We start from the raw sequence: 11,693 nt of genomic DNA on the forward strand, positions 1-11,693 counted from the left end.
TGTGAAATTTGTGTTTTATAACAATACTTACAAATGATCACTTTAATCAAAAACATACAAGAACTGCTTCAGGTACGTAAAACTTCAGTTAACAAAGTTTGTGGAGCAGAAATGGCTGAACTTCCAACTATTAAAAACGCCTTTTTAATCATAAAGAACAATTTGATTGAAGATTTCGGCTCAATGGAAAACCTTCCTGAAATCAAAACTGATAAAATAATTGACGCGGCAGGAAAGGTAATCCTCCCATCTTGGTGTGACAGCCATACACATATTGTGTATGCTGGAAATCGTGAGCAGGAATTTGTAGATCGCATTAACGGTTTGTCTTACGAAGAAATTGCCAATCGCGGTGGCGGAATTCTAAATTCTGCTAAAAAACTAAACGAAAGTTCTGAAGAAGAAATCTACGAGCAATCAAAAGTTCGTTTAGAAGAAGTCATGCATCTCGGAACAGGAGCAGTCGAAATAAAATCAGGTTACGGCTTGACAGTTGATGGAGAATTAAAAATGCTTCGTGTAATTAAAAAATTAGCAGAAAACTATCCAATTACCATAAAAGCAACTTTTCTTGGAGCCCATGCTTTTCCAACCCATTATAAAGAAAACAAAGCAGGATATCTGGATGAAATCATCAATAAAATGCTCCCGGAAATTTCTAAAAATAACCTTGCTGATTACGTTGATATTTTCTGCGAAAGCGGTTATTTCTCAGTAGAAGAAACCGAAAAAATAATGGAAGCAGGAATTGCATTTGGTTTAAAGCCAAAAATTCATGTGAACCAATTCAATTCTATCGGTGGCATTCAATCTGGAGTTAAATTTAACGCACTTTCTGTCGATCATTTAGAAATAATGACCCCGGAGGATATTAAAGCTTTAAAAGGAACTGAAACAATGCCGGTAGCCTTGCCTTCCTGTTCTTATTTTTTAAGCATTCCGTATACACCTGCCCGCGAAATGATCAAAGCAGGACTTCCTTTAGCATTAGCAACAGATTTCAACCCTGGTTCTACTCCATCTGGAAACATGAATTTTGTGGTTGCAACAGCTTGTATCAAAATGAAAATGACTCCGGAAGAAGCTATCAATGCTGCAACAATAAACGGGGCTTACGCGATGGGCCTTTCAAAAACTCATGGAAGTATTACAAAAGGCAAAAAAGCCAATTTAATCCTAACTAAACCTATTTCTTCCTATTATCAGATTCCGTATGCTTTTGGAAGCAATTTAATCGAATCTGTTTTTGTTGAAGGGAAAATTCTGGAATAATTCGAAAACATTAATTCATAAAAAAAGGTCTGTGAAAATCACAGACCTTTAATATCTAGGTGGTATTTACCTTCGGCTCGATTATCTTAAACTAAAACTGCTTTTAGAAACTAATTCATCATTATCAAACACATTGATAAAATAAGTTCCTTTTGCAAAATCTTTTCCTGGAAGATCCTCACTTACGTTTACAGTTTTATTCTCATATTTTACAGTAGTTTTAAAACTATAAGTCAATGAATTATCACCAAAACTTTCTGTTTTCTTTTCGCCTAACACATTGTTTTTAGCGTCAATAACTTGTACATAATACGTTTTATCTCCAGATTTTGCAATTTGATTTTCAGCAATAGTAAAACTAATTTTCAGGATATCAGCACGACTTGCTTTATCTGTTTCGATTTGTTTACCTGAACTTCTTAACTTATAAGCTGCCGTTTTTGTGTTCGTAATTGATAATTTAGAACCTCTTTCTACTGTTTTAGCCAATTCTTCGTTTTGACCAACTAATACTTCATTGTATTTTTTAGATTCTCCTAAAACTACAATTGTACTGTCTCTTTGAGTAGTTAAAACTCCGTTTTGTTTTTTCAACTCATCATTTTCAGCCACCAAAGTTTTCATTTTACTTTGCATTGCCTGAACCTGAGATCTGTATTTAGAAACATCACCTTTAGACTTATTTAAATCATCCATTAAAGCAACTACTTTGTCTCTCTCCTGAATTAATTCATCAGACATAGAAGTATTTTCAGCAATTGCAGCATCATAAGTAGCTTTTAATTCCTGTAAATCTTTCATTACAGATTCTTTCTCTGTTAAAGTTGTGGTAAGTTCCGTTTTAACTACTTCTGTATCAGAAGACAATTTAAAAATATACACTAAGCTACCAATCAGTAGGACTGCTAAAACTGCGATTACAGCTTTTAGACTTGAATTGTTGTTCTTTGGGTTTTCCATATTTAAAAAATTTTCTTTAATAACAAATTTAAGAATTAATATAAGGTAATAACGTAAGTTTCTACAATTATATTATTTTTGGAAAATAAATTTTTTTAATGGAGAAATTAATCCCTTTCACTATAAATGATTTAGCAAAAGTCACAAATCATCGAAGCGGTGAATTAAAGTTTGGAGAAAAAATGATCGTCATCCCCCCAGGAGCTGACAAGGTTAATTTTCTTAAAGAAAGTGAAGCTAAATATGTACTTCTCGGAATTCCTGAAGACATTGGTGTTCGTGCCAATTACGGAAGACCCGGAGCAGCTTCTGCATGGCAATGTGCCATAAAAAGTATTGCTAATATCCAACATAATCGATTCTGCAAAGGAAGCAACATCATCATTTTAGGACAAATTAATGTTGCTCATGAAATGCGTGAAGTTGAAAATCTTGATTTTAATGATATTGACGATCGTTCTAAACTAAGTCAGCTAGTAGAAAAAATAGACAAGGAAGTATCTCATATTATTTTCACTATAATCAAAGCAGGAAAAATACCCATTATTATTGGAGGTGGTCATAATAATGCTTACGGAAATATAAAAGGCGCCGCTTTAGCAAAAGGAAAACCGGTAAACGCTATTAATTTTGATGCTCATTCTGATTTTAGGATTTTAGAAGGACGCCACAGCGGTAACGGATTTTCATACGCTTACGAAGAAGGTTTTTTAAAAAAATACTTCATTTTTGGACTTCATGAAAATTACACTTCAAAGAGCGTTTTAGATATCATCAAAAAATTAGAAGACCGGGTTCGTTACAATACTTACGACAGTGTGAATATCAGAAAAGAAAAAGACTTTAACAGAGAAATGATTTCTGCCCTTGATTTTGTCAAAAATGATGCTTTTGGAATTGAAATTGATTTAGACGCCATTCCTAATATTGCCAGCAGCGCTATGACAATAAGTGGTTTTTCTGTAGAAGAACTAAGGCAATTTGTTTCCTTTTTTGCCGAACATAAAAATGCAGCTTATCTTCATATCTGTGAAGGCGCACCAGATTTAGACGATTCTCCGAATAACAATTTAATTGGAAAACTTATTGGCTATTTGGTTACCGATTTCATCAAAGCAAATATCGAAAAAGACTAATTAAGAATACAGATAAAATTCAAAAACAAAGTGGTTTTGCCAAATAAAAGCCAATTCAAACAAACGATTGGCTGAATAAAACTATCTTTGCACGGCATTTTAGTACCTAAAACTAAAATACTTAATACCTAAGATATGTTATTCGAAGATTTATCACTTTCAAAAAGTATACAAAAAGCCGTATTTGAAGAAGGCTATTTAAATCCGACTCCTATTCAGGAAAAATCAATTCCTATAGTTTTAGATGGACGTGATTTAATTGGCTGTGCGCAGACAGGAACAGGAAAAACGGCAGCATTTGCCATCCCAATAATACATCAATTACATAGAATTGTTGGTTCATCAAAAAAAGCAAAACAGATTCGTGCCCTTGTAGTTACACCTACACGAGAATTAGCGGTTCAAATTGGACAAAGTTTTGACACTTATGCTAAGTATACCAATTTAACACAACTGACTATTTTTGGAGGCGTTTCACAAAATCCACAGGTTGATGCTTTAAAAAGCGGAATCGATATTTTGGTTGCTACTCCCGGGCGTTTATTAGATCTTCACAAACAAGGTTTTCTGGACTTAGATCATCTGCACACTTTAGTATTAGATGAAGCCGATCAGATGCTGGATATGGGTTTTATAAACGATGTCAAAAAAATCGTAAAACTTACACCTAAAAACAGACAAACTTTACTTTTCTCTGCTACAATGCCAATCGCTATTCGTGAGCTGGCAGAAATGTTTTTGAAAGATCCTGAAAAAGTAGAAGTTTCACCCGTTTCATCAACAGCAGAAAATGTAGAACAACGCATTTATTTTGTAGATAAAACAGAAAAAAGAAACTTATTGTACAGTTTAATAAAAGAAGAAAACTTATCCAATGTACTTGTTTTTTCGAGAACAAAACATGGTGCAGACAATGTGGTAAAAGCCCTTCGTAAAAAAGATATTCCTGCTGAAGCAATTCACGGAGACAAATCTCAAAATGCAAGACAAAGAGTTTTAGACGCTTTTAAAAATAAAGAAGTTGGTGTTTTGGTTGCAACAGATATTGCCGCCAGAGGAATTGACATTGAGCAATTGCCGTATGTAATCAATTTTGATTTACCTAATATTCCTGAAACTTACGTTCACCGTATTGGTCGTACAGGTCGTGCAGGAAATGGCGGAATTGCGATTTCTTTCTGCGGCAAAGACGAATTGCCTTATTGGAAGGATATACAGAAACTAATAAAAGTCGATGTAAAAACAATATCAGATCATCCGTATCAATGGCATTCAGGAAGCCCGGAAGCCGGAGAAAAGCCAAAAAGCTCAAACAGAAGCGGTGGCGCTCATAAATCCAGAAAATCAAATACTTCTAAGAAAAACAAAAAACGCTGGTACTAAACAGCGTTTTTTTCTTTTATAAGATAATTGATTATTTTAAACAATTTAACAGGCTCAAAAGGCTTAATAATTATATCATTCATACCAGACGAAAGCGCTTCATCTGTTATCTCATCTTTATCAAAAGCAGTTAAAGCTACAATTGGCGTTTCTATTCCTGCAAGACGAATTCTTTTTGTAGTTTCAAAGCCATTCATCAAAGGCATATTGATATCCATTAAAATTAAGTCAAAAACTTCATCTTCTAAAATTTTAAGAGCAGCAAAACCATCATCAACTACTTTACAGGCATAATTATTCTTTTCAATAATCTTCTTCGTAACAAGCTGATTGATCAGATTATCCTCTACAACTAAAATTTTATAAACTTCGTAAGAAGTTAGATCAACCTCAATCTCATCAATAATACTTTTTGTTTTAGCAAGATCATGTTCAAATGCAATTTCAAACGAAAACGAAGTTCCTTTTCCAAGATCACTATCCAGCATAATGGTACTTCCAAACAATCCCAACAACCTTTTTACAATACTTAATCCAAGTCCGGTGCCCTGATAATCTTCTTCTTTTCTGCCAACCTGAACAAATTTGTCGAAAATTTTACTTTGGTCTATCACTGCAATTCCAATCCCATTATCACGAATCAGAAAATCCAGGTAGTTCATCTTTCCATCAACTTTACTTAATTTGACAATTATTTCAACCTGTCCGTCTTTAGTAAATTTAAGTGCATTACTGACTAAATTCATTAAAATTTGAGATAAACGAAGTTTATCCCCAATTAAATATTCCGGAATATCAGGGTCAATTTCGATTGAAATTCTATTGTTGTTTTTCTGGGAAAGAAAAGAAAGTGAATTTTTTATCACAGTAATTTCGTCTGAAATATTAAAAGTCAGATTCTCAAGAACGATTTTATTTTCTTCGATTTTATTAATTTGAAGTATATCGTTAACCAGAGACAAAAGGTATCTGGCCGAAAATTTTAACGAACTCAAATGTTGACTTCTGGAAAGCTCTTTATGTTCTTCGAGCAGCATATTCGTTATTCCGACAACACCATAAAGAGGAGTACGTAATTCATGACTTATAGTCGAAATAAATTGTGTTTTTAATAAAGAAGCTTCCTCTGCAATTTCCTTTGCTTTTACAAGCTCTAAATTATGTCTTTTCTTAAATCGAATATTTTTGATTAAAGTAATAATTAAAAATAAAAGAATTAGAGAAATAAGTACAAACAGAATTACAATAATCTTTGATTTTTTAAGACTTTGAGATTGCTCAACTTTTTCGTTTTCTATTTTATTGATTTGCCTTTTATATTCATCCAGCTCAAGTCCGATTCCGGCAATTGAAGCTTTTTTAAGTTTTTTTACACTATAAATTTCTTCCGAGATAGCATTATAATCCTGTAACGCTTTATAGGCTTCTTTATGTTTATTAATCTTATTCAAAAACTTTGAATATTCTAAATAAACGCTGGATAGATCCGTTTTTTCCTGAGCTTTTTTACCGGCCTCAATTGCATTTAAAAAATAAATATTGGCAGCAGTATTTTCGTTTTTATGACTTAAATAAACACCATTGAGCATATCAACAATAACCTCCGTAGATCCGTCACTATATTTATTTTTAGCGCTATTTATATATTTGAGAAAAAGATAGCCCTGCTCATAATTTTCGATATCAAAATAGGCCCACGTAATATTGACGTTAGTGAAATATACTTCTTTTAGGTCATTAATTTTCAAAGCATAAGCAACTGCTTTTTTGTAATAACGAATTCCTTCTTCAAACTGTTTCTTTTCAAAACAATACATATTGCCTAAATTGTTATAGACATTACTTTTTAAAGAATCATTATTGGTTTTACCGGCATAGTATAGACTTTTTTTATAGAAAAAAACAGCCTTATCAAAGTCTGTTAATTCGTTATAATTGGCTGCGATTATATTGTATGAACGAGACATCAGACAATAATCTTTATTTAAAGTTGCAGCATTTAGCGCAGTTCTTGAAATTTTGAGTGATTGCTCGAAATTAGACTCCCTGAAGTTCAGAAGTGCTTTTTTTACGAGCTTGTCGAGTTTAGGATCTTTGTTACAATTAGATTGAGATATTGCCGAATTGGCACAGCAATTCAGTGCAAAAAGTAAAAGTAAAAAAATCCGTATTGGGGGCATTAATCGGCTAATTTTATCAAATATACACTTTAAAATAAAAAAAAGCTGTATTTCATATAAAAATACAGCTTTTCAATTATTTTTTAGATTCTTAAATCCAAAAAACCTTATTCTTAGTATTATTCTTTACCATCTTCCCATTGCCCTACAACAGAGGTAGCTAATGCATTTCCAAGTACATTGGTTGCACTTCTGAACATATCACAAAAGTGATCAATTGGCAAAATCAGAGCAATTCCTTCAATTGGAATATCAAACATTCCACAGGTAGCCGCAACAACAACCAAACTCGCTCTCGGAACACCTGCAATACCTTTACTGGTTAGCATCAACACCAAAAGCATCGCCATCTGCGTTCCTAAATCCAAATGTACATTATAAAACTGGGCAATAAAAATACTGGCAAAAGTCATATACATCATGCTTCCGTCAAGGTTAAAAGAATAACCAAGAGGCAACATAAAAGAAACTATTTTATCTTTTACTCCAAAACCTTCCAATTCTTCTGTTAATTTAGGAAATACAGCTTCACTACTTGTTGTACCAAAAGCAATCGCCAAAGGCCCCGTAATACGTCTTAACAGTTCTGTCATCCTTCCCTTTAAGAAAATATAACCTACAGCAATCAGAATAGCCCACAAAGTACTGATACCGATTAAAAACGATCCGAAAAATTTAAAATAAGTAATGATCAATTCTTCCGCATCCCGAATAGCAAATACAGCTGCAATTGCTCCAAAAACTCCAATTGGAGCAAAGTTCATTACATAATTTACCATTTTTAATACAATATGCGAAAGCTTATCAAAAGCACCAATAATTGGCTTTACTGTAGATCCTAAAGATGCTGCTGCCAAACCAAAGAAAATAGAGAAAACTACAATCTGTAATATCTCATTTGTAGCCATTGCTTCGACAATACTTTTCGGCACAATATGTTCGACGAAATTATCAAAAGACAGGTTTTGTGTTTTTCCTGTAACTTCAGAAGCTGCCGCCATATCAACATGCTCCAGTTTTAATCCAACTCCGGGTTGTAAAATATTTACATAAAACAATCCAATTAAAAGAGAAATAAACGAAGCCGTAAAAAACCATCCTATAGCTTTTCCTCCAATTCTTCCAACCGTTTTAATATCTCCCAATTTTGCAATTCCAACTACCAGAGTAGTAAAGACTAATGGAGAAATAATCATTTGCACCAAACGGATAAAGATGGTAGCAAGCATTTTTATTTTACTGCTAAATGCCTGTGCTGCTTCTGGTGAAATGGTGTTGTGCAATATAATTCCCAGAATAGCTCCAAGAACCATCGCAATTATAATCTGTCCCGTTAAACCTGAAAGAAATGATTTTTTTTTAGTTTCTGTAACTTCTTGCATTAATTTATTTTTTGATTATTAAAATATAAGACCCTCACTGTCTTACCTTTTATTAATATGTTTTGTTGATCAAATAAAAATCAGCCAAAACAATTGCTGCCATTGCTTCTACAATAGGCACTGCGCGAGGTACTACACACGGATCATGACGTCCTTTTCCTGTCATAGGTGTAATATTTCCTTTATTATCTAATGAGTCCTGTGTCTGCATAATAGTCGCAACAGGTTTAAAAGCTACTCTAAAATAGATATCCATTCCGTTGCTAATTCCTCCCTGAATTCCTCCGGAAAGATTTGTTTTTGTAGATCCGTCAGAATTGTACAAATCATTGTGTTCACTTCCTTTCATTTCAGCACCAGGGAAACCACTTCCGTATTCAAAACCTTTTACTGCATTGATAGAAAGCATTGCTTTTCCTAATTCAGCATGAAGCTTATCAAAAACCGGTTCTCCTAAACCAACCGGAACGTTTTGAATTACACAAGTCACAACACCACCAACGGTATCACCTTGTTTACGAATATCACGAATATATTCTTCCATAACTGCTGCCGATTTTTCATCTGGACAGCGAACAGGATTGCTTTCAATTTTAGAAAAATCCAATTCCTCATAAGGCGTTTCTAAATGAATTGGACCAACAGAAGAAACATAAGCATTGAATTTAATCTCCGGAAGCATTTGTTTTGCAATTGCGCCGGCTACTACCCTGCTCGCAGTTTCTCTTGCAGAACTTCTTCCGCCTCCGCGATAATCACGAAAACCATATTTCTGATCGTAAACATAATCAGCGTGACTTGGTCTGTAATTATCTTTTATATGTGAATAATCATCTGATTTTTGATTGGTATTTGGAATAATAAAACCAATTGGAGTTCCCGTAGTTTTTCCTTCAAAGATTCCAGATAAAAACTGAACTGCGTCTGGTTCTTTTCTCTGTGTTACAATCGCCGACTGGCCTGGTTTTCTTCTTGCCATATCTAGTTCAATTGCTTCAAAATCAAGTTGTATTCCTGGAGGGCATCCGTCAATAATGCCGCCTAAAGCTTCACCATGAGATTCTCCAAATGTTGTCACTTTATATAGGGTGCCGTAGCTATTTCCTGCCATTGTATTTTGTTTTGAGCAAATGTAAGTTTTATGAATTAAATTAAAAAATTTAAAACTGGTATTATTAACTAAACATTAATTCGATTAAAAATCACAATTTGGTAAAATTATCCGCATTTTCATAACCTTTTGATAAAATAAAACTCTTCGGATTTTCTTTAATTTGTAAAACTTCAAATCAAGAAAAATTGAAAAAAAGAAATGTCGAATTGGTCGTTCTTTCTGATGTTCACTTAGGAACTTACGGAAGTCATGCAAAAGAACTAAACAACTATCTTTCAAGCATTAAACCCAAAACTTTAGTCTTAAACGGTGATATAATTGACGCCTGGCAGTTTAGAAAATCTTATTTTCCAAAAGCGCATTTAAGAGTCATTCAACGTATTATCGGAATGGCTTCTAAAGGAACAAAGGTGTATTATATTACTGGAAACCATGATGAAATACTTCGAAAATTCAGCGATATGAATATGGGAAATTTTGCTTTGGTTGATAAATTAGTTCTAGAATTAGACGATAAAAAAGCGTGGATTTTTCACGGAGACGTCTTTGATGCTTCTGTACAACACTCTAAATGGATTGCAAAATTAGGAGGATTGGGTTATGATTATTTAATTTTAATAAATCGATTTGCAAATTGGTGCCTGGCAAAACTAGGACGCGAACCTTATTCTTTTTCTAAAAAGATTAAAGCCAGCGTTAAAAAAGCAGTTAAATTTATTTCTGATTTTGAAACTACAGCAACAGACCTCGCAATCGAAAAAAACTACGATTATGTTATCTGTGGCCATATCCATGAACCTAAAATTATAACTAAAGAAAATAAACACGGATCAACTTTATATCTCAATTCTGGGGATTGGGTTGAAAATTTAACCGCTCTCGAATACCACAAAAAACGCTGGAAATTATTCTCTTATAAAGCTACAAACTTTACAGAAGAAGAAAATCTTTTCGAAATGGAAGACATTCTGACTTCACAATTAATATCTTCGATAATATTGAAATAATTTTACTTTTAGAACCTTCAAAACAAGCAGATTGTAGTATTCATAAATCAAAAATGTAAATTATATAACAATTTTCAAAAATATTATACGTTCTCTGTGTAACTGTAATAATACATTTGAAAAAAATAATTTAACCATTTTTATGAAAAAGATAATATTATCTGCCATTATGCTTTTTGGTTTAGCATTTACGGCTCAATCACAAGAAATTTCAAAACACGCATTAGGATTGCGTTTAGGAGACAACAACGGATTTGGTGGTGAAGTGTCCTACCAATTAGGATTGAATCAAAAAAACAGACTTGAATTTGATTTAGGCTGGAGAAACAGCAGAGATGTAGACGCTATTAAAGGAGTTGCTCTTTACCAATGGGTTTGGAACATTGAAGGAGGCTTTAACTGGTATGCTGGTGTTGGTGGAGGTTTAGCCGCATGGGATTACAACTACCATTACAATGACAACAGATTTAAAGACAGCGGAACTTATGTATTTGCAGCCGGGGACGTTGGTATCGAATACAGATTTAGTGAAGTACCAATTACATTATCTTTAGATGCAAGACCAGAAATTGGTTCAGGATATTATGACGATGACAATTTTGGATTTGACGTTGGTTTAGGAGTTAAATTCAGATTCTAAATAAAAATAAAAAATAATTGTAAAAAGAAACCTGTCGTTTAAAGCGACAGGTTTTTTTTGTTTTTAACTAATGCCTTCCAGCAAAGCTCGAAGACCATAATATATAAAAAGGGCTTCGACTTCGCTCAGCCTGACATTTAACTTAAACTCCCTTTATCCAAGACTAATAATTAAGGACTAATTACTTAATAATAATCTCTTTCTTAGAATGAATTTTTACAACCGTATAAGGATATGAAATAACCTGCATCGTCATAGCGTCTTTTGCTGGACTATTTTCTTTAACGGTAATAATGATATTCTTATCCGTTTCTTCCACTTTTTCGACATCAATCGAATAACCGCTGGTGCTTTTTTCTCCCATATTTAAGATTACATAATTATAATCATGAACATTCGGATTTTTCATTTTGTCAGCCAAAAGAGGATCATTTTCAAGCATTTTAATTTCGTTCGGCTCAGTCAAAATTTCGAAAAATTTAATATTACCTCCTCCATCAGACTGTTTTGTTAAAACTTCATACAAGGCGTTTGAACTTTCAACTTTCTTCACTCCACATGAAACTAAAACAAAAACTACTAAAATCGAAATTACTTTTTTCATTTATCTTCCTTTAAA

The 11,693-nt window shown here is 33.3% G+C and carries 10 protein-coding genes; 5 read left to right on the top strand and 5 right to left on the bottom strand.

All coding sequences use genetic code 11. From position 1 onward, the window contains the following. Positions 1 to 33 precede the first annotated feature (33 nt). Entirely contained in the window at positions 34 to 1,272 is a 1,239-nt protein-coding gene (gene hutI / locus ACFS3A_RS18450) for an imidazolonepropionase (protein WP_379827042.1), read from the top strand. Between the two features lie 81 nt (positions 1,273 to 1,353). Here hutI and ACFS3A_RS18455 read toward each other — a convergent pair whose 3' ends face one another. Next, on the bottom strand, positions 1,354 to 2,232 hold the full coding sequence (locus ACFS3A_RS18455; protein WP_379827043.1) for a hypothetical protein: 879 nt from the start codon (positions 2,230 to 2,232) through the stop codon (positions 1,354 to 1,356). 98 nt (positions 2,233 to 2,330) lie between these two features. Between ACFS3A_RS18455 and ACFS3A_RS18460 the strand changes: the two genes are divergently transcribed. Both ACFS3A_RS18460 and ACFS3A_RS18465 read left to right on the top strand, forming a co-directional pair. Next, on the top strand, positions 2,331 to 3,368 hold the full coding sequence (locus ACFS3A_RS18460; protein WP_379827044.1) for a formimidoylglutamase: 1,038 nt from the start codon (positions 2,331 to 2,333) through the stop codon (positions 3,366 to 3,368). 135 nt (positions 3,369 to 3,503) lie between these two features. Continuing rightward, a complete protein-coding gene (locus ACFS3A_RS18465; protein ID WP_379827045.1) occupies positions 3,504 to 4,751 on the top strand; it encodes a DEAD/DEAH box helicase in 1,248 nt (415 codons plus the stop codon). Here ACFS3A_RS18465 and ACFS3A_RS18470 read toward each other — a convergent pair. From ACFS3A_RS18470 to aroC, 3 genes are all read right to left on the bottom strand, one after another. After that, complete coding sequence (locus tag ACFS3A_RS18470) at positions 4,748 to 6,931, bottom strand: response regulator (protein WP_379827046.1); 2,184 nt, start codon at positions 6,929 to 6,931, stop codon at positions 4,748 to 4,750. The two genes, ACFS3A_RS18465 and ACFS3A_RS18470, sit on opposite strands and share 4 nt — an antisense overlap. Positions 6,932 to 7,050: 119 nt before the next feature. Next, complete coding sequence (locus ACFS3A_RS18475; protein ID WP_379827047.1) at positions 7,051 to 8,313, bottom strand: dicarboxylate/amino acid:cation symporter; 1,263 nt, start codon at positions 8,311 to 8,313, stop codon at positions 7,051 to 7,053. 52 nt (positions 8,314 to 8,365) lie between these two features. Further along, positions 8,366 to 9,424 (bottom strand): chorismate synthase, encoded by a 1,059-nt coding sequence (aroC, locus tag ACFS3A_RS18480; RefSeq protein WP_379827048.1) that lies wholly within the window; start codon positions 9,422 to 9,424, stop codon positions 8,366 to 8,368. Between the two features lie 188 nt (positions 9,425 to 9,612). Here aroC and ACFS3A_RS18485 point away from each other — a divergent pair, with 188 nt between their 5' ends. Continuing rightward, entirely contained in the window at positions 9,613 to 10,434 is an 822-nt protein-coding gene (locus tag ACFS3A_RS18485) for a UDP-2,3-diacylglucosamine diphosphatase (protein WP_379827049.1), read from the top strand. Between the two features lie 142 nt (positions 10,435 to 10,576). Next, entirely contained in the window at positions 10,577 to 11,074 is a 498-nt protein-coding gene (locus ACFS3A_RS18490; protein WP_379827050.1) for a hypothetical protein, read from the top strand. 181 nt (positions 11,075 to 11,255) lie between these two features. On the opposite strand, the gene ACFS3A_RS18495 is transcribed toward ACFS3A_RS18490, so the two are convergent. Then, complete coding sequence (locus ACFS3A_RS18495; RefSeq protein WP_379827051.1) at positions 11,256 to 11,678, bottom strand: protease complex subunit PrcB family protein; 423 nt, start codon at positions 11,676 to 11,678, stop codon at positions 11,256 to 11,258. Positions 11,679 to 11,693: the final 15 nt, after the last annotated feature.

Origin of the sequence: Flavobacterium notoginsengisoli, from assembly GCF_042686225.1 — a bacterium.
Taxonomy (GTDB): Bacteria; Bacteroidota; Bacteroidia; order Flavobacteriales; family Flavobacteriaceae; genus Flavobacterium; species Flavobacterium notoginsengisoli.

Coding starts and splice junctions, on each gene's coding strand:
- hutI (WP_379827042.1), top strand. CDS start 34: ATGATCACTTTAATCAAAAACATACAAGAACTGCTTCAGGTACGTAAA.
- ACFS3A_RS18455 (WP_379827043.1), bottom strand. CDS start 2,232: ATGGAAAACCCAAAGAACAACAATTCAAGTCTAAAAGCTGTAATCGCA.
- ACFS3A_RS18470 (WP_379827046.1), bottom strand. CDS start 6,931: ATGCCCCCAATACGGATTTTTTTACTTTTACTTTTTGCACTGAATTGC.
- ACFS3A_RS18475 (WP_379827047.1), bottom strand. CDS start 8,313: ATGCAAGAAGTTACAGAAACTAAAAAAAAATCATTTCTTTCAGGTTTA.
- ACFS3A_RS18490 (WP_379827050.1), top strand. CDS start 10,577: ATGAAAAAGATAATATTATCTGCCATTATGCTTTTTGGTTTAGCATTT.
- aroC (WP_379827048.1), bottom strand. CDS start 9,424: ATGGCAGGAAATAGCTACGGCACCCTATATAAAGTGACAACATTTGGA.
- ACFS3A_RS18465 (WP_379827045.1), top strand. CDS start 3,504: ATGTTATTCGAAGATTTATCACTTTCAAAAAGTATACAAAAAGCCGTA.
- ACFS3A_RS18460 (WP_379827044.1), top strand. CDS start 2,331: ATGGAGAAATTAATCCCTTTCACTATAAATGATTTAGCAAAAGTCACA.
- ACFS3A_RS18495 (WP_379827051.1), bottom strand. CDS start 11,678: ATGAAAAAAGTAATTTCGATTTTAGTAGTTTTTGTTTTAGTTTCATGT.